This window comes from Microcella alkalica (assembly GCF_014137945.1).
In the GTDB taxonomy this organism is placed as follows: Bacteria; Actinomycetota; Actinomycetes; order Actinomycetales; family Microbacteriaceae; genus Microcella; species Microcella alkalica.
In genome coordinates, this window is sequence record NZ_JACGWX010000006.1 from 127,435 (window position 1) to 144,545 (window position 17,111).

General features: G+C 71.4%; 16 protein-coding genes and 1 pseudogene. 9 read left to right on the top strand and 8 right to left on the bottom strand.

Annotation, left to right across the window (positions count from 1 at the left end):
- Positions 1-5 precede the first annotated feature (5 nt).
- A complete protein-coding gene (locus tag FHX53_RS11310; RefSeq protein ID WP_182491447.1) occupies positions 6-878 on the top strand; it encodes an alpha/beta fold hydrolase in 873 nt (290 codons plus the stop codon).
- Here FHX53_RS11310 and FHX53_RS11315 read toward each other — a convergent pair.
- Positions 875-1,138, bottom strand: coding sequence for a cupin domain-containing protein (locus FHX53_RS11315; protein WP_182491448.1), 264 nt, complete (start codon positions 1,136-1,138; stop codon positions 875-877). The two genes, FHX53_RS11310 and FHX53_RS11315, sit on opposite strands and share 4 nt — an antisense overlap.
- Before the next feature lie 46 nt (positions 1,139-1,184).
- On the opposite strand from FHX53_RS11315, the gene FHX53_RS11320 reads away from it, so the two are divergent.
- The 3 genes from FHX53_RS11320 to FHX53_RS11330 are packed head-to-tail and all read left to right on the top strand — an operon-like array spanning position 1,185 to position 3,548.
- Positions 1,185-2,075 (top strand): sulfurtransferase, encoded by an 891-nt coding sequence (locus tag FHX53_RS11320; protein WP_182491449.1) that lies wholly within the window; start codon positions 1,185-1,187, stop codon positions 2,073-2,075.
- A 9-nt stretch (positions 2,076-2,084) separates the two neighbouring features.
- The gene (gene lplAB, locus FHX53_RS11325) at positions 2,085-3,134 is read left to right on the top strand and encodes a lipoate-protein ligase LplAB (protein ID WP_182491450.1); all 1,050 of its coding nucleotides are present in this window, start codon (positions 2,085-2,087) and stop codon (positions 3,132-3,134) included.
- Positions 3,135-3,146: 12 nt separating this feature from the next.
- Entirely contained in the window at positions 3,147-3,548 is a 402-nt protein-coding gene (locus FHX53_RS11330) for a hypothetical protein (protein WP_182491451.1), read from the top strand.
- A 121-nt stretch (positions 3,549-3,669) separates the two neighbouring features.
- Here FHX53_RS11330 and FHX53_RS11335 read toward each other — a convergent pair whose 3' ends face one another.
- The 3 genes from FHX53_RS11335 to FHX53_RS11345 are packed head-to-tail and all read right to left on the bottom strand — an operon-like array spanning position 3,670 to position 5,214.
- Positions 3,670-3,957, bottom strand: coding sequence for a GNAT family N-acetyltransferase (locus FHX53_RS11335; protein WP_182491452.1), 288 nt, complete (start codon positions 3,955-3,957; stop codon positions 3,670-3,672).
- Between the two features lie 55 nt (positions 3,958-4,012).
- Complete coding sequence (locus tag FHX53_RS11340; protein WP_182491453.1) at positions 4,013-5,035, bottom strand: LacI family DNA-binding transcriptional regulator; 1,023 nt, start codon at positions 5,033-5,035, stop codon at positions 4,013-4,015.
- A 32-nt stretch (positions 5,036-5,067) separates the two neighbouring features.
- Complete coding sequence (locus FHX53_RS11345; RefSeq protein WP_182491454.1) at positions 5,068-5,214, bottom strand: hypothetical protein; 147 nt, start codon at positions 5,212-5,214, stop codon at positions 5,068-5,070.
- Between the two features lie 232 nt (positions 5,215-5,446).
- Here FHX53_RS11345 and FHX53_RS11350 point away from each other — a divergent pair, with 232 nt between their 5' ends.
- Complete coding sequence (locus tag FHX53_RS11350; RefSeq protein WP_182491455.1) at positions 5,447-6,391, top strand: amidase domain-containing protein; 945 nt, start codon at positions 5,447-5,449, stop codon at positions 6,389-6,391.
- 22 nt (positions 6,392-6,413) lie between these two features.
- Here FHX53_RS11350 and FHX53_RS11355 read toward each other — a convergent pair whose 3' ends face one another.
- Both FHX53_RS11355 and pgm read right to left on the bottom strand, forming a co-directional pair.
- Positions 6,414-7,667, bottom strand: coding sequence for a MalY/PatB family protein (locus FHX53_RS11355; protein WP_182491456.1), 1,254 nt, complete (start codon positions 7,665-7,667; stop codon positions 6,414-6,416).
- A complete protein-coding gene (gene pgm, locus FHX53_RS11360) occupies positions 7,651-9,261 on the bottom strand; it encodes a phosphoglucomutase (alpha-D-glucose-1,6-bisphosphate-dependent) (RefSeq protein WP_182491457.1) in 1,611 nt (536 codons plus the stop codon). Before pgm ends, FHX53_RS11355 begins: the two co-directional genes overlap by 17 nt.
- 214 nt (positions 9,262-9,475) lie before the next feature.
- On the opposite strand from pgm, the gene FHX53_RS11365 reads away from it, so the two are divergent.
- The 4 genes and pseudogenes from FHX53_RS11365 (at position 9,476) to FHX53_RS11385 (ending at position 14,878) form a co-directional block, all read left to right on the top strand.
- Complete coding sequence (locus FHX53_RS11365) at positions 9,476-10,135, top strand: pentapeptide repeat-containing protein (protein ID WP_182491458.1); 660 nt, start codon at positions 9,476-9,478, stop codon at positions 10,133-10,135.
- Between the two features lie 95 nt (positions 10,136-10,230).
- Positions 10,231-11,181, top strand: coding sequence for a prephenate dehydratase (gene pheA / locus FHX53_RS11370; RefSeq protein WP_182491459.1), 951 nt, complete (start codon positions 10,231-10,233; stop codon positions 11,179-11,181).
- A gap of 598 nt (positions 11,182-11,779) precedes the next feature.
- A pseudogene (locus FHX53_RS11375) lies at positions 11,780-14,203 on the top strand (endo-1,4-beta-xylanase).
- Positions 14,204-14,224: 21 nt separating this feature from the next.
- Positions 14,225-14,878 carry a sugar-binding protein gene (locus FHX53_RS11385; RefSeq protein ID WP_182491538.1) on the top strand — a complete coding sequence of 218 codons (654 nt, stop codon included), beginning with the start codon at positions 14,225-14,227 and terminating at the stop codon, positions 14,876-14,878.
- A 101-nt stretch (positions 14,879-14,979) separates the two neighbouring features.
- Here the strand turns inward: FHX53_RS11385 and FHX53_RS11390 are convergent.
- A protein-coding gene (locus FHX53_RS11390) for an IS5 family transposase (RefSeq protein WP_425488290.1) occupies positions 14,980-15,877 on the bottom strand; the annotation gives its coding sequence in 2 pieces (ribosomal slippage) (positions 14,980-15,541 and positions 15,540-15,877; 900 coding nt in all).
- 45 nt (positions 15,878-15,922) lie between these two features.
- Entirely contained in the window at positions 15,923-17,059 is a 1,137-nt protein-coding gene (locus FHX53_RS11395; RefSeq protein WP_182491461.1) for a diacylglycerol/lipid kinase family protein, read from the bottom strand.
- Between the last annotated feature and the right edge of the window lie 52 nt (positions 17,060-17,111).

Sequence of the window (17,111 nt, forward strand, 5' to 3'; positions counted from 1 at the left end):
CACCCATGGTGAAGTTCATCGCCGAGCGCGACCACCGCACCTTCGTCGACGCCCAGGGGGTGACGATCCACTACTTCGTGTGGGCGCCCGGCCGGCCCAAGGCCGTCGTGCAGCTCGCTCACGGCGTCGGCGAGCACGCGCTGCGCTACGAGGTCCTCGCGCAGGAGCTCGTCAACGCCGGCTACGCCGTCTACGCCGACGACCACCGCGGCCACGGCATCACGGGCGTCGAGATGACCGACGGCGACTCCTCGAAGATGGGCAAGCTCGGGCCGGGTGGGTTGCGCGCGACGATCCAGGATCTCCGCGACCTCAGCGCGATCATCCGCACTGACCACCCCGAGCTCCCGCTCGTCCTGCTCGGTCACTCGTGGGGCTCGCTCATGGCGCAGATCATCCTCAACGACCACGCCGCCGACTACGACGCCGCGGTGCTCACGGGCACGAGCTACCGAATGCCCGGTTACATGAACTCCGGCGACCTCAACGCCAAGCACGCGCACCTCGGCGACACGGGCGTCGAGTGGCTGAGCCGCGACCCGGAGGTGCACGCGCTCTTCCGGTCCGACCCGCTCACCTTCGACGCGAAGATCCTCCAGCTCTTCGGGGTGCGCGACGGGCTGCGGCTCTACGGCCGCCCGAAGCGGCTCGCGCGGGACATCCCCCTGCTCGTCATGGTCGGCGACGACGACCCGCTCGGCGGCGAGCCCAGCGCCGTGAAGCTCGTCGAGGAGTACGCGCGCCGCGGCGGCCTCACCGACATCGAGCTCGCCGTCTACGCCGAAGCGCGCCACGAGGTCTTCAACGAGCTCAATCAGGAGGATGTCCGGCGCGACCTCATCGAGTGGATGGACGACCGGCTCTTCCCGAGCGACTAGTGCGCGTGGCTGCCCGGCAGCGATACGGCGGTCAGCAGCATGACGCTCGGCTCGAGCGCTTCCACCCGGTGCTTCGCGTCGGGGATGCGCACCAGCATCCCGGGCAGCGCCTCGATCTCGTGGTCGCCCTTGTCGCTCGCCCACGACAGCCGCACCCGGCCGAGCTCGAGCTTCAGCGTCGCGCGCTTGTCGGGCGCGGCGAGCGCCTGCTCGAGCAGGTGGTCGGCGAGACGGTCGAGGTCGTGCGCGAGGGGGTCCATGCCCCGCACCCTACGCCGCGCCGCATGCGCTGGGTAGCCTGGCCTGATGCCGACGACCCTGCCTCCCTTCGTCTCCTCCGCCGACCTCGAGTCGCTCATCGCCGAGGCGGGGCGCCGCGAGCGCCGTCTCGTCATTGCCGACGTGCGCTGGTACCTCGACGGCCGCTCGGGGCGCGACGCCTACCACGCGGACCACATCGCGGGCGCGGTCTTCGTCGACCTCGACGAGTGGCTCGCGGGCCCGCCGAGCCCCACCGAGGGCCGCCACCCGCTGCCCGACCCCGAGCGCTTCGCCCGCGGCATGACCGAGGCCGGCGTCGGCGATGACTCGACCGTCGTCGCCTACGACGACGCCGGCGGGGTGATCGCGGCGCGTCTGGCCTGGATGCTCCGCGTGCTCGGCCGCGACGCCGCCGTGCTCGACGGCGGCATCACGGCGTGGCAGGGCGAGCTCGGAGCCGGCGCGGCCGTCGCCGGGCGGCGAGCGGCGCCGCGCGCCGACGCGACCTTCACGGCGGCCGCGTGGCCGGCATCCGCGCTCGCCTCGATCGACGAGACCCAGGCCCGCGCCGCCGACGGCAGCGCCCTCGTGCTCGACGCCCGCACCGCCGATCGCTTCGCCGGCGAGACCGAGCCGGTGGATGCCCGTGCGGGCCACATCCCGGGCGCGCGCAACCTCTCGGTGCGCGATCACATCGGCGGCGACGGCCGTCTGCGCGACCTCGACGAGCTGCGCGCCCGGTTCGCGCAGTTCGGTCTCGCCCCCGGCGGCGCCGCACCGGGCTCCGACGTCATCGCGTACTGCGGCTCGGGCGTCACGGCGTGCCACGAGCTGCTCGTCCTCGAGCACGCGGGCCTCGGCCGCGGTCGGCTCTTCGCGGGCTCGTGGTCGCAGTACGCCGCCGACGCCCAGCGCCCCCTTGCGACGGGTGCCTAGGCTGGGGCCATGCATGGCGAATACAAGGTGCCAGGAGGCAAGCTCGTCGTCGTCGATCTCGAGGTCGACGGCGGCCTGATCGGCTCCTTCCGCCTCGCGGGCGACTTCTTCGTCGAGCCAGACGAAGCCATCCCCGCCATCGAGGCGGCCGTGATCGGGATGCCCGCCGACTCCGATCACGCCGCCTTCGCGCGCGCGATCTCCGCGGCGCTCCCTCCCGGCGCCGTGCTGCTCGGATTCAGCGCCGACGCCGTCGCGACGACCATCCGCCGCGCGCTCGCCGAGGCGACGGCGTTCACCGACTACGAGTGGAGCCTCGTCGTCGGCCCGCCGCTCACCCCGCAGCAGCAGATGGCCGCCGACCAGGTTCTCGCCGAGGAGGTCGGTGACGGCCGCCGCGGTCCGACCCTCCGCATCTGGGAGTGGGAGCGCCCCGCCGTCGTGATCGGCTCGTTCCAGTCGGTGAGGAACGAGGTCGACATCGACAACGCGCACCGCTACGGCTTCGAGGTCGTGCGCCGCATCTCGGGCGGCGGCGCGATGTTCATGGAGGCGGGGAGCGTCATCACCTACTCGCTCTACGCGCCCGTCGCCCTCGTGCAGGGCATGAGCTTCGCCGAGTCGTACGCCTTCCTCGACGAGTGGGTGATCGAGGGACTCAAGGGGCTTGGCATCGAGGCCAGCTACCAGCCGCTCAACGACATCACGAGCACGAAGGGGAAGATCGGCGGGGCCGCGCAGAAGCGGCTCGGCTCGGGCGCGGTGCTGCACCACGTGACGATGAGCTACGACATGGACGGCGACCGCATGGTCGAGGTGCTGCGCATCGGCCGCGAGAAGCTCAGCGACAAGGGCGTGAAGAGCGCCAACAAGCGCGTCGACCCGCTGCGCAGCCAGACGGGCCTGCCGCGCGAGGAGATCATCGACCGCCTCGTCGCGACCTTCCGCGCCCGCAACGGCCTGGCCGAGAGCGCCATCACGCCCGAGGAGATGGAGCGCATCGACGCCCTCGTGGCCGAGAAGTTCTCGACCGAGGAGTGGCTCTACCGCGTGCCCTGAGCGGCACCCGCGGTGTCCTCCCGCCTCGCCGTTCGCGGCGCGCCCGCCTCCGCGTTCACCGAGCGTTCAGCGGCCCTCCCAGGCCACCCGGGTATCCTGACCCTCGTGCCGGTGTGGGGTTGGATTCTTCTCGTGGGCGCGGCCGTGGCCGTGGCCGTCCTCGCGCACGCCCGCGGATGGATCGATCTGAGCGACAAGTCGCGACGCGGCGGCTCCGGCCCCGGGGTGCTCGGCATCGGCGACGAGGTCTTCCACCCGACCCGTCACGAGGCGCAGGTCGAGCTCGATCGGCAGACCATCCTCCCCGCCCCCGCTCCGACCCCCGGCGACGGCCCCCTGGGCATCGTGGATGCTCCCGCCGACGCCACCGGATACGCGGGTCGCCTTCGCATCGACGTCCCCGCCGACCGCTAGCGCGCCGGCCCGCGCGCGGTTATCCCACGCACGAGTGAGTGCGTTCGTCGCACTCGCGGCCGAACTTTCGACCTCTAACTGCGACGGATGGCCTCAACCGCGGCTGGGCGGGCGATGGGAGTCAGCGGGTCGTGAGGTCCGCATACTCGGGGTGGCGGCGCATCCACATGACCACGAACGGGCACGACGGCACGATCCGGTCGGTGCTCTCGGCGCGCAGGTGGTCGAGGATCGCCTGCACCATCTCACCGCCGACGCCCTTGCTGCGCAGGAACGGCGGCACCTCGGCGTGGATCAGCCGCAGCTGCCCGGGGGAGGAGTCGTAGACGATGAAGCCCTGGAGCTCGCCCGCGGCGTCGTGCACCACGTAGCGGTCGGCGTCGGGCTCGTGCGTGACGGTGAGACTCATGACGGGCACCCTACCGAGGCTCGGTGAGCGGAGTCGGGGCGCGTGCAGGGGCCGCTCAGGCGCTCTGGCGCACCACGATGTCGGTCGGCATGATCGTGCGGCGCGCGGCGTCCTCGCCGCCCAGCAGCTGCAGGAGGGTGCGGGCGAGCAGGCGGCCCTGCTCCTCCGACGGCTGGCGCACCGTCGTCAGCGCGACCTCGCCCGTGAGGGCGGCGGGGCTGTCGTCGAACCCCATGACCTTGACGTCGTCGGGCACGCGGAGGCCGCGCTCGCGCAGGGCCGTCACGGCTCCGACCGCCATCAGGTCGCTCGCGACGAACAGGCCGTCGAAGCTCTCGCCTCGATCGAGCAGCTCGCGCGCCGCGCGGGCGCCGCCCGTCATCGTGAAGTCGCCGTCCGCCACGAGGTCGGCGGGCATCCCCGCCTCGGCGAGCGCGCGACGGAACCCCTCGAGGCGGTCGATGCCGGCGGGCATGTCGCCGGAGCCTGTGACCGTCGCGATGCGCGTGCAGCCGGCGTCGATGAGGTAGCGCGTGCCGTCGTAGGCGGCGGCGACGTTGTCGATGTCGATGTAGATGCTGTCGACGGCCTCGGGGTCGACCGGGCGGCCGCCGAACACGACGGGCAGGTGCCGGCCGAGGGTCGAGAGGAACTCGTCGCCGCTGTGGTGCGAGACCACGAGCGCCCCGTCGACGTTGCCGCCGGTGAGGTAGGCGAGCGTCTTCTGGGCCGACTCCGAGCGGGCGAGGTGCAGGTTGAGCACGTAGTCGGAGGCGTCGAGCTCGTCGGTGATGCCCTTCACGATCGCGGCGAAGTACGGGTCGCCGAACAGGCGCGTGGTGTCCTCCGGGACGACGAGCGCGATGACCATCGAGCGTCGGTTCGCGAGCGACCTCGCGGCGCGATTGGGGGTGTAGCCGAGTCGGAGGATGGCGGCCTGCACGGCCTCCACGACACACGGGCTGACCTTCGGCGAGGCGTTCACGACGCGCGACACCGTCGCGCGCGAGACGCCGGCCGCGGCGGCCACCATCTCGAGGGTCGGCGCCGAGCGTGCCTGACCCGCCTCGATCGTCATGCTCCGCAGTCTATTGAGGCGCGCCGTCGCTCTCACGCACCCCGCGGGATCTCGCCGTCGCCCCCGCTGCCGGCGGGTGCGTCGTCGCCGGTGCTCGCGCAATCGGTGGCGAAGAGGGTCTGTGCGGTCGCGCCGGCGAGGGCGGCGGCTGCTGTGCTGCGGCGTCGTGAAAGCGTCACGGTCACTTCTTTGTGCGTGGGGGTCGGCTTGTGAGAGCGCGCTCAATCGCAAGGCATGAGAGTGCTCTCACACTTGCGGCAACGGTAGGCGAGCTGCTGCCGCCTTGTCGACAACGGATCTGGTACGGATGTGAAACCGCAGGTCAGACGGCAGGTGCTGGACAGAATGCGTGCTTCGATCGAGCCCGGCGGGCCCCCGGCCGGAGCGCCGAGAGTCGCGTACCATGGGTCCATGGCTCGAGACGGATTCCTCCCACGCTCGAGCGAGCGACGGCGGACGACCCTGACCGTCATCGTGATCACGGCTCTCGTGGGCGTGACGGTCGGCACCCTCGGCCTCGCGTCAGCGCGGCAGCAGATGCCCGCAGCCGGCGGGGTCTCGGCGCCTGCCGCCGCCCCCCAGCCGCCGACCGCCGACCCGGTCATCGCTGTCACAGGCCTGTCTGCGGCGGCGGGCTCGCTCGTCGGGGGAGAGCAGCAGACGATCACGGGCTCGGGCCTCAAGGCGGTCTCCGCGATCCGCATCGGCTCGATGCTCGTCGCCGACTTCATCGCGACCGATACGTCGCTCACATTCGAGATGCCGCGCTCCGAGCGCTACCTCCCCGGCGCCGTCCCCGTCGAGATCGTCGCCTCCGAGGCCACGATCGACATGGCGAGTCCGCTCGAGTACACCTATGAGAGGCGCACCGCGGTCGACCGCCAGCTCGAGTACGCCTTCCGGTACTGGAAGGACTACAACCTCGCCGAATGGGGCACGTTCAACCCCGTCGGCGGCGATTGCATGAACTTCGTGAGTCAAACGCTCATCGAGCGCGGCTGGGAGATGACTCCGGAGTGGCACAGCTACGACGTGGGCGCCGACTACACGAGCCCGTGGATCTACGTCCCGTCGTTCGACGCGTTCCTGCGAGACAACCCGCAGCTCGGTGCCGTCCAGCTCGGCCTCGACCAGCGAGACCAGGCGAAAGTCGGTGACCTCGTCGTCTTCGACTGGAACAACAACAACGCGCTCGATCACATCCAGATCGTCTCCGCCATCGAGCAGGTCGACGGCCGCACCGTCGTCAAGATGGTCGGCCACAATCTCGACAGCGACCTCCGCGACCTCGACGAGACCATCACGGTCGACCACCCGGGGGCCACCGGCTACTTCTGGAGCCTGCCGGCGGACTGAGCCCCGCCTGGCGATCACGAACTCAGCGCACGGCCCCAGCGATGCGCTCGACGATGAGCTCGACGATCGGGGTCGGCGTCGCGAGGATCATGCGCACATGGCCTGTGCCGGCCGCTCCGCACGCGCGGCCGTCGGTCAGGGCGATGCCCGCCCGGCCGCGCAGCCGAGTCGCCGGATCCTCTCCGAGACCCAGCCCGCGCACGTCCAGCCACGCGATGTACGTGCCCTCGGGGGCGCGGTAGCCGACCTCGGGCAGGAGCGCGGCGAGGCGGTCGCCGAGCACGCGCCGGTTGCGGTCGTAGTAGGCGACGGTGTGGTCGAGCCAGTCGAGGCCGTCGCGGTAGGCCACCGTGTTCGCGATGACCCCGAGGGTGCTTGCTCCGTGGCTCGCGAGTGGGCCGAGGGCCTCCCACGTCTTCTCGGCGGCGTCGCTCGACGTGATGAGCTGAGCGGTCTTGAGGCCGGGGAGATTCCATGCCTTCGATGCCGAGACCGCCGTGATGGCGTGCCCGGCGGCGACCTCCGAGATGCTCGCGTACGGCACGTGGCGCGCGGCATCGAAGACGATCGGCGCGTGGATCTCGTCGGCGAACACCGTCGCCCCGTGCCGCTCGACGACCTCGCTGAGCGCCTCGAGCTCGGCGCGGTCGAACACGCGACCGCCCGGGTTCAGCGGGTTGCACAGCACGACGACGCCCGCGCCCGCGGCGAGCGCCTCCTCGATGGCGACGAGGTCGAGCGTCTGCCGTCCGGCGTGCGTCGCGAGCGGCACCTCGACGACCTCGCGGCCCATCGCGACCGGCACCGTGAGGAACGGCATGTAGGCGGGAGTGGGCACGATGATCGCGGAGCCGGGCCGCGAGTAGTGCTCGATCGTGAGCTCGAGACCGCGGATGACGTCGGCGATCGGGTGCACGCGGCTCGACGGCACCGCCCAGTCGAAGCGCTCGCGCAGCAGTCTCGCCGTCTCGCGCGACATCTCGCGGGCGATCGCGGGCGGCAGGTATCCGAGGTGGCCGGCGTCGATCGCGGCGTGCAGGGCGGATGCCACGGCCGGGGCCGTTCCGAGATCCGACTCGGCGACCCACGCGCCGACCGTGCCGGGGTGCATCGTCCACTTGAGTCCGCCGCGCGCGGAGAGCTCGTCGGGCGTCAGGGCGTCCCACTGCGCGAAGAGCTCCGCGCGCTCGGCCGTGAGCCGAGGGTCGATCGCCGGCGGCTCGGGGGCCGACGCGCGGTCGACGCCCGCACCGGCCGGCTCAGCGGAGGGCGGCATCCACGATCGCCTTCGCCTCGCTCTGCACCTGCCGCAGGTGGTCCCCGCCGCGGAACGACTCGGCGTAAATCTTGTAGACGTCCTCGGTGCCGCTCGGTCGGGCCGCGAACCACGCGTTCTCGGTCACGACCTTGACGCCGCCGATCGCGGCACCGTTGCCCGGGGCCTCCGACAGGCGGGCCGTGATGGGCTCACCGGCCAGCTCGTCGGCCGCGATCGCGTCGCCCGACAGCTTCGAGAGCTTCGCCTTCTGCTCGGGAGTAGCCGCGGCATCCACCCGCTGGTAGGCGGGCGCGCCGTACGTCGAGGTGAGCCCGGTGTAGAGCTGCGACGGCGTCGACCCGGTCACGGCGGTGATCTCGCTCGCGAGGAGGGCGAGCAGGATGCCGTCCTTGTCGGTCGTCCAGACGCTGCCGTCGCGGCGGACGAAGCTCGCCCCGGCGCTCTCCTCCCCGCCGAACGCGACGGAGCCGTCGATGAGGCCGGGCACGAACCACTTGAAGCCGACGGGAACCTCGTGCAGGCGACGGCCGAGACCCTCGGCGACGCGGTCGATCATCGAGCTCGACACGAGGGTCTTGCCGATGGCCGCGTCGGCGCGCCACTCTGGCCGGTGCGTGTAGAGGTAGTCGATCGCGACGGCGAGGTAGTGGTTCGGGTTCATGAGGCCGCCGTCGGGGGTGACGATGCCGTGACGGTCGGCGTCGGCGTCGTTGCCGGTGACCACGGCGTACTCGTGCTGGTGGGTCAGCACGCTCGCCATCGCGCTCGGGCTCGACGGGTCCATGCGGATCTTCTCGTCCCAGTCGAGCGTCATGAAGCTCCAGGCCGGATCGACGAACGGGTTCACGACCGTGAGATCGAGGCCGTAGTGCTCGGCGATGAACTGCCAGTACTCGACGCTCGCGCCCCCGAGCGGGTCGGCGCCGATGTGCAGTCCGGCGTCGCGCACCGCCTCCATGTCGAGGATGTACGCCAGATCGGACACGTAGTGCAGCCGGTAGTCGTAGGCGTGCGTCTCGATCGCGGCACCGCGCTTCACTTCGGTCGACCCGCTGGCGATGATGTCGTTCGCGCGGTTCGCGATCCAGTTCGTCGCGTCGGAGTCGGCTGGGCCGCCGTGCGGAGGGTTGTACTTGAAGCCGCCGTCGCGGGGAGGGTTGTGGCTCGGGGTGATGACGATGCCGTCGGCGTCGGCGAGGCCGCTGCGGTTGTGGGTGATGATCGCGTGACTGAGGGCGGGCGTCGGCACGTAGCCGTCGTGCGCGTCGACGAAGGCGGCGACGCCGTTGGCGGTGAGCACCTCGAGAGCGGTGCGCTGGGCGGGGGAGGACAGCGCGTGCGTGTCGGCGCCGACGAAGATCGGGCCGGTCGTGCCCTGGCTCGCGCGGTACTCGACGATCGCCTGCGTGATGGCGGCGATGTGCGTGTCGGTGAAGGCGCCGTCGAGGCTCGAGCCGCGGTGGCCGCTCGTGCCGAAGGCCACTCGCTGGGCCGGGTCGTCGAGGTCCGGAACGCGGTCGTGGTACGCGGCGATGAGTGCGTCCACGTCGATGAGGTCGGAGGACTGGGCGGGCGTTCCTGCGCGAGTCATGCGCCCATCCAACCACCGGGGGCGACGCGGGGCACAGTGTCTCGCGGGCTCCTCGCAGTCGGGGCCTCGGGCATCCGCGCCGCCCGTCGACCGAATGAAGGGAGCGCGGCCCCTCCTCCCGGCGTGTCGATGTCGACACGCCGTTCCGGAGGCTCCAGCTCCCTTCATTTCGTCGATTCCACGGCGGCGCTCGGGACTTCAGTACCCTCGCCGGATGGCCCGCGACGACCTGCGCCCTCCGCTCGAACCCGACCTGCGGCTCGATGACCTCGAGGCCGCTGACGGTGCCGCGCTCGTCGCCCGCGCCGACGTCGCCGGCGTGAGTGTGAGCGGCGTCGACCTCGCCGACCGCGACCTCACGGGCATCCAGCTCTCGGAGGTCGCTCTCGCCGACGTGCGCGCCGACGGCGCCGTGCTCCGTGCGGCGGTGCTCTCCGAGGTGACGATCGAGCGACTGGATGCGCCTGTGCTCGATGCGGCCCGCAGCCGCTGGCGCACAGTCGTCGTCTCCGACTCGCGCGTGGGGTCGCTCGCGGCGTTCGACGCCGACCTCGACGTCGTCAGGTTCGAGCGATGTCGCATCGGCTTCGCGAACCTCCGAGGGGCCGCGCTCACCGACGTGGCGCTCGTCGACTGCACGATCGACGAGCTCGATGTCTCGGGGGCGACGATCGCGCGCCTCGCGGTGCCAGGATCGAGCATCCGCGCCCTGTCGGTGCGCGACGCGACCCTCGCCCACGTAGACCTCTCGGGAGCCGAGCTCGATGACGTCGACGACATCGCGAGCCTGCGCGGGGCGACGCTCGCCAGCGATCAGCTCGTCGCTCTGCGGGGCAGGGTCGCCGCGGCTCTCGGCCTCCGACTGGTCGACTGACGCGCCCCGCCAGCCCGGCGCACGCGCGCATGCCACCCGCGCGGCATTCACCCGGCGGGCCGGTCGCGCCCCGCGCCGCCTCTAGACTGCGGAGCATGAGCGCCGCCCCCGACAGCACGCCCGCCTACAGCTACCTGGGCCCCGTCGGCACCTTCACCTGGGAGGCCATGCGACAGGTGCCCGATGCCGAGGGCGCGGTGTGGCGCAGCGTCGCGAACGTCGGCGAGGCGCTCGACGACGTCATGACCGGGCGCAGCGTCGCGGCGATGATCGCGATCGAGAACTCGGTCGAGGGCGGGGTGAGCGCCACGCAGGACGCCCTCGCGACCATCCCGGGCCTGCGCATCATCGGCGAGTTCCTGGTCCCCGTGAACTTCGTGCTGGTCGCCCGGCCGGGCACCCGCATCGAGGATGTCCGGGTCGTCTCCGCGCACCCGGTCGCCTACGCGCAGTGCCGCCGCTTCCTCGAATCGGCCATCCCCAGTCACGGGCACATCCCGGCGGCGTCGAACGTCGCCGCGGCCGCCGGCCTGCTGGAGTCGACGCTCGCCGAGGCCGCCGTCGCGCCGCCCGGCATCACCGATCACCACGAGCTGGAGGTGCTCGCTGAGGGCATCGGCGACAACCCGAACGCGGTGACGCGCTTCGTGCTCGTGAGCCGAACGCTCGGGCTGCCCGAGCGCACGGGAGCCGACAAGACGAGCGTCATCGTCGAGCTGCCCGACAACGCGCCCGGCCGGCTGCTCGAGATGCTCGAGCAGTTCGCCACGCGCGGGGTCAACATGAGCCTCATCGAGTCGCGTCCCATCGGGGATGCTCTCGGCCGCTACCGCTTCGTCATCGACCTCGATGGGCACGTGCGCGACGAGCGCGTCGCCGACGCCCTGCTCGGCCTCAAGAGGTTCAGCCCGAACGTGATGTTCCTCGGCTCGTACCCGCGCGCGGACCAGCAGCAGATCGAGGTCGTCTCGCAGTACGGCGACGACGTCTTCACGGATGCCCGTGCTTGGCTGCGCGGCATCCTAGACGGCGGCGCGCCCGCGTAGTCGAGACGGGCCGCGCCGCCGCGCGAGCCGTACGAGCCGCGCCGCCCCGCGCCCGCCGCCGACACCGCACCCTGGGCGCGCGACAACGCGCCACTTCTGTGAGGCCGCCGCACTTCTAACCGGCGCGCTGTCACCGAACTGGCGCGCGGTCGGGCCAACCGGCTCGCGAAGGCGCGGGTTCGGTGTGAAGGCGCCGCATCGATGTGCCGCCTTCACGCCGAACTGGCGCCTCCGCCTGCGGCGCGCTCGCTTCGGGCGTGCCCACCTCCTCCGCCTCCGGCGCGCTCACCTCGGGCGTCCCCGCTGCGGCGGGCGCCACCGGCGTTGGCCCGGCATCGTGCTAGGGTGCGGCGGGCGTGCCCACCTGCAGCGCGTACCACCGGCGTCGGCCCGACAGTGCGCGCCCGTGCCGCGACCCAGCAGGGGTGGTCGGGCTCTCACGCCCCGAGCGGCGCAGACAGCACGAAACTTCGCGACAATGTTTCGATCATCGATTCGATGACAACCAGTTGTTCATCTCAACATATTCGTTGAGCAACCGCCGTCGACCTCCTTGCTGTGCGCGTGACTCCTCCATTCCCTCGCGCAAAGGAGCGCCATGCGTCGGTTGCGACTAACCGAAACTTTCGCGACCTGGGGGGCCGTCGCGGCTCTCCTGCTCGCCCCTCTCACCGCAACCTCGGCTGCCGCCGCCGACACGGTCGTCGCGAGCGACGACTTATCCTCACCGCTCTGCGCGGCGTGGCAGCAGAGCGGCGGCCCGATGCTCGAGATCCTCGACGTCGAGGGCGACCCGGCCCTCCAGGTGCGGGATCGGGCGAACGACTTCGACGGCATCGAGACGGCGCCCGGCACGCTCGTCGCCGGCGAGACGTACACGGTGAGCGCGCGCATCCGCCTCGCCGCCGATGTCACCGGCACGCGCGAGGCGCGCTTCGTGCACGACTTCGGGGCGACCGCCGACCCGCGCTACGGCCACGTGGGCGACTCGAACCGCACGATCTCGGCGAGCGAGTGGACGACGATCACGGGCACGGTCGTCGTGCCCGAGGTCGCCACCGCGCCGAGAATCTACATCGGCACGGCGAACTCCGACCCGGCAGCGGCGTACGCCTACCTCGTCGACGACCTCGTCATCACGAGCCCCCAGCCCGCGCCGCCGACGGAGACGATCCTCGGCGATGACGACTTCAGCACACCCCTCGGAGACGCGTGGCAGCAGAGCGGCGGCCCGACCCTGTCGATCGTCGACGTCGAGGGCGATCCCGCCCTCCAGGTCGCCGACCGCGTGCAGAACTTCACGCAGGGCGGCGCGAGCCAGTTCGTCTGGGTCCCCGGCAGCACCACGGCCGTGAGCGCCGACGCCTGGACGACCGTGACGGGCACCTTCACGCTGCCCGCCGGCGCGACCGCGCCGAAGATCTACCTCGGCACCGGCGCTCTCGACGGCGCGTACACGTACCTCGTGGACGACCTGCTCCTGACGACGACCGCGAGCGGCGGCGGAGGCGGCGGCGGCGACGGAGGCGGCGAGACCCCGAGCGACCCCGGCACCCCGGGCGCCGTCGTGCTCGAGACGAGCTTCGAGGAGGGCCTGGACGGCTGGGTGCTACGGCGCTCGAGCCGGCTCGACGTCGCGCCGACCGTGTCGGTGACCACTGACCAGGCCCGCACGGGCATCCAGTCGGCGGTCGTGGAGAACCGCGGAAATCAGGGCGACGGCATCGGCTTCCCCGTCGTCGGCACGCTCCTGCCCGGCATCACGTACGACCTCTCGGCATGGGTGCGCTTGGCGGTCGGCCAGCCCGTCGGCGACATCTGGGTGACCCTGCAGGCCGACAGCCCGTTCCTCACGCAGGCGCAGGTCACGGGCCTGTCGAACGGCGAGTGGCGCGAGATCTCCGCCTCGATCACCATGCCCGCCGGCGAGCTCGAGACAGGACTGCTCTACTTCGAGACCGCCTACGACGGCGGCGCGACCGGCAACACGAGCACCTTCTACCTCGACGACGTGTCGATCACGCAGGCCGAGCAGCTCGTCGTCCAGGACCTCACGCCGATCCAGGACACCGTGCCCTTCCCGATGGGCGTCGCGATCGAACCGCGCGAGATGTCGGGAGCCCAGGCCGAGCTCGTGACTCGGCACTTCACGCAGCTGTCGAGCGAGAACTTCATGAAGCCGGAGGCGTTCTACGACGCAGCTCGTGAGTTCACGCCGAATGCCGGGGGCGACCTGCTCATGGACTTCGCCGCGGCGAACGACCTGCGCGTCTGGGGGCACATGCCCGTCTGGCACGCGCAGTCCCCCGCCTGGTTCTTCCAGAACGCCGAGGGCACCCCGCTCTCGACGTCGGAGGCCGACAAGGAGATCCTGCGCGACCGCATGCGCCAGCACATCCTCGATGTCGCCGGCTACTACGCGGGCACGCACGGCCTGTAAGGCGCCGAGAACCCGATCGTCGCCTTTGACGTCGTCAGTGAGGTCGTCAACGACGGCGCGCAGTACGAGGACGGCCTGCGCCGCAGCGAGTGGTACCGCATCCTCGGCGAGGAGTTCATCGATCTCGCCTTCCTGTATGCGGACGAGGCGTTCAACGACGTCTACGCCGCCGAGGGCGCCGACCGCCCGGTGGCGCTGTTCATCAACGACTACAACACCGAGCAGGAGGGCAAGCAGAACCGCATGCGCGCCCTGCTCGAGCGCATGATCGAGCGCGGTGTCGCGGTCGACGGCCTCGGGCACCAGTTCCACGTGAGCCTGTCGTTCCCCGTCGACGCGCTCGGAGCGGCGATCGACCGGTTCGCCGACCTGCTCATCACGCAGGCCGTCACCGAGCTCGATGTCACGATGGGCACGCCCGTGAGCGAGGCGCGCTTCGTCGACCAGGGCTATTACTACCGCGACGCGTTCCGCGACTTCCGCGAGCGCGCCGAGGAGCTCTACTCGGTCACGATCTGGGGCCTCACCGACAACCGCAGCTGGCGCTCCGACTGCAGGCGAAGCCCACCTGCTACGGCGTGATCGACGGCGAGCTCGACCGCGATCGTCGACGGCGGCTACGTCGTCGAGGCGTCGATCAGCCTCCTCGACAGCAGCGGTCTCGGCACCGTCCACGGTCTTGACTTCCAGGTCAACGATGCGAGCGGCCGTGACCGTACCTCGATCCGCACCGGGGCCGACCCTTCGGGTGCAGGCTTCCAGTCGACCGCGCGCTGGGGGGTGGGGCAGCTCGTCGCCGCTCCGACCGACGAGCCGGGCGAGGTCGCGGTCGAGCTCGCCGTACCCGCCGTGGCCGCCGGCGCGACCGTCCCGTTCTCCGTGAGGGGCTCGCAGCCGGGTCAGGAGCTCACGCTCACGCTCGAGTCCGCCGCCGCCCGTCTGCGCACCGCCGCAGTCGTCGAGCTCGGCTCCTTCACCGCTGACGCCGACGGTCTCGTCGAGGGAGCCGTCCGGATCCCGGCGGCAACCGCTCCCGGCGCGTACACGCTGAGCGTCGTGATCGACGGCGAGAGCGTGGCCTCTGCCCAGATCGCCGTCACCGCCGCCGCCGGCGATCCCCGCGAGGGGGCGCCCGGCGCCGGAGGGCTGCCGACCACAGGAGCCGCCTCGATGGGACCGCTCGCGGCGCTCGCGCTGCTCCTCCTCCTGGCGGGTGCGGCGATGCGCGCTCGACGGAACGGAGCGGGCGCGGCCTGACGCGGGCGCGCGGACTGCGCGACGCACGCGGGACGCATGACGCCCGCCGACCGGATTCCCGGTCGGCGGGCGTCATGCGTCGTGCGTCAGCCCGTGAGCGCCTAGGGCGTGTCTCCTAAGCGTTTGAGCCAGAGTGTGATGGCTCGCAGGACCGCGCCGCCGCGGTAGGTGAGCGCGAGTTTGTCGTATCTGGTGGCGAGCCCACGCCATTGCTTGTCTTCGTTGAAGCCGCGTTCGACAACGTTGCGACCCTTGTAGTCCTCGACGTCGTAGCTGACTGGTCGCCCGCCACGGGAGCCGCGACGCTGCCGGTGTCCCTGCTGGTCGGAGGGCTCGGGGATCACGGCGACGATCCCGCGTTCGCGCAGGCGGGTGCGGATGGCACGCGAGGAATACGCCTTGTCGCCGCGGACGCGGTCCGGTCTCGAGCGGGGCCTGCCCGGGCCACGCCGGCCAACTTTGAGGTGGTCCATGAGCACGGGGAACATCGGGGCATCGCCGGCCTGCCCGGGGCCGACCAGCACGACCAGCGGTAGCCCGCGGCCGTCGACGAGGTGGTGGATCTTCGTGCTCAACCCTCCGCGTGACCTGCCAATCGCGTGGTCAGGCGGCTCCTCCCGCAAATTCTTGTAACTCGATAGAGCCCCCTGTGTCGCGCGGGAGGTTCGTTGCGTGCTGATGCGCACGGTTGATGGTGGAGTCCACGCTGACGGCCCATTCGATCTCGCCCGCTGCGTCCGCGTCAGCGAGGATCTCGGCGTAGATACGATCCCAAGTGCCGTCTCCGCTGAACCGGCGATGACGCTTCCACGCGGTCTGCCACGGCCCGAACTCGGCGGGCAGATCACGCCACGGCGAACCCGTCCGATACCGCCACACGATCCCCTCCAGCACCCGACGATGCTCCTGAAACGGTCGCCCGCCCTTGCGGGAAGCGATCGGCATCAAAGGCTCGATCCGAGCCCAAGCAGAATCCGACAAAGTACGAGTACGCGTCACGCTCCCAGCCTGCCGCAACATCCCGCAGAGGTTACGAGACACGCCCTAGTCGTCCTCGCCGAGCGTCGCCGGCACGCCGGAGCCCGAGCGTTGCGGCTCGCCGATGTCGGCGGCGGCGACGCGGCCCTGCCGCTCGACCTCGATGCGCTTCGCCTCGGCCTCCGCCTGCGCGTCGGGCTTCACCGAGTGCACGTCGGCGTCGCGCGGCACCCGGACGATGAGCGAGGCGGCGTCGACGCGGACGGCGAGCTGGACGATGGTGCCCATCTCCTCGCCGTCGATCTCGAACTCCTCCGGCCCGCGGAACCGCAGGTCGCCGCGGCGGCCCTGGAAGTAGCGCAGGGGGCGCACGCGCTTGTCTGCCGAGATCAGGCGTCGACCGAACCGGGTCTTGCGCAGGACGCCGTTCTCCCAGATCACGGTCGTACCGATGCGGATCCAGCCGAGCACGTTCTTCGGCCGCATCGCCACGATGTCGATGAGCCCGTCGTCGACCTTCGCGTCGGGGAGGATCGGCACGTTGCCCGGCAGGATGCCGCAGTTGCCGATGAGGATCGTGCTCACGGTGGTCGAGCGGCTCGACGCGCCGTCGAGCGAGTAGGTCACGCGCAGCGCGTTGACGTCCTTGAAGATGCGCGCCACGGCCTCGACGTAGGCGAGCCACCCGACCTTCTTCTTGAGCTCCGGGTTGGTCGCGGCGATCATCTTGGCGTCGAGCCCCACGCCGACCATGACGACGAAGACGTGAGTGGAGGCGGCGCCGCCCCCGTCGACGATGTCGGCGATGCCGACGTCGATGGCGCGGTCGGAGCCGGTGAAGGCCGCCTCCACCGAGCCGGGGATGTCGTTGAGCGTGAGATCGAGGTTGCGTGCGAGCAGGTTGCCCGTGCCGGCGGGCAGCAGCGTCAGTGGTGTTCCTGTGCCCCGCAGCCCCTCGGCCACGGCGCGCACGGTGCCGTCGCCGCCGGCGGCGAGCACGACGTCGACGCCCTCCTCCACGGCGGAGCGCGCCTGCCCCTCGCCCGGGTCCTCGACGGTCGTCTCGATCCACAGCGACTCGGCCCAGTCGTGCTCGACCTCGGCGGCGGCGACCGCCTCGCGCAGAGCATCCACATCGATCTTGATGGGGTTGTAGACGATCGCGGCGCGGGGGCGCGCGGAATCGGCGCGAGGGGTGCTCATGGTCGTCAGGCTAGAGCATCGGGGCCCGCGAGCGGAGGGGGTCGCCACGCGA

Excerpts from the sequence above, each read along its gene's own strand:
- pheA (WP_182491459.1), top strand. The coding sequence starts at position 10,231 with ATGAGCGCCGCCCCCGACAGCACGCCCGCCTACAGCTACCTGGGCCCC.
- FHX53_RS11310 (WP_182491447.1), top strand. The coding sequence starts at position 6 with ATGGTGAAGTTCATCGCCGAGCGCGACCACCGCACCTTCGTCGACGCC.
- FHX53_RS11365 (WP_182491458.1), top strand. The coding sequence starts at position 9,476 with ATGGCCCGCGACGACCTGCGCCCTCCGCTCGAACCCGACCTGCGGCTC.
- FHX53_RS11320 (WP_182491449.1), top strand. The coding sequence starts at position 1,185 with ATGCCGACGACCCTGCCTCCCTTCGTCTCCTCCGCCGACCTCGAGTCG.
- FHX53_RS11355 (WP_182491456.1), bottom strand. The coding sequence starts at position 7,667 with ATGCCGCCCTCCGCTGAGCCGGCCGGTGCGGGCGTCGACCGCGCGTCG.
- pgm (WP_182491457.1), bottom strand. The coding sequence starts at position 9,261 with ATGACTCGCGCAGGAACGCCCGCCCAGTCCTCCGACCTCATCGACGTG.
- FHX53_RS11350 (WP_182491455.1), top strand. The coding sequence starts at position 5,447 with ATGGCTCGAGACGGATTCCTCCCACGCTCGAGCGAGCGACGGCGGACG.
- FHX53_RS11395 (WP_182491461.1), bottom strand. The coding sequence starts at position 17,059 with ATGAGCACCCCTCGCGCCGATTCCGCGCGCCCCCGCGCCGCGATCGTC.
- FHX53_RS11335 (WP_182491452.1), bottom strand. The coding sequence starts at position 3,957 with ATGAGTCTCACCGTCACGCACGAGCCCGACGCCGACCGCTACGTGGTG.
- lplAB (WP_182491450.1), top strand. The coding sequence starts at position 2,085 with ATGCATGGCGAATACAAGGTGCCAGGAGGCAAGCTCGTCGTCGTCGAT.
- FHX53_RS11315 (WP_182491448.1), bottom strand. The coding sequence starts at position 1,138 with ATGGACCCCCTCGCGCACGACCTCGACCGTCTCGCCGACCACCTGCTC.
- FHX53_RS11340 (WP_182491453.1), bottom strand. The coding sequence starts at position 5,035 with ATGACGATCGAGGCGGGTCAGGCACGCTCGGCGCCGACCCTCGAGATG.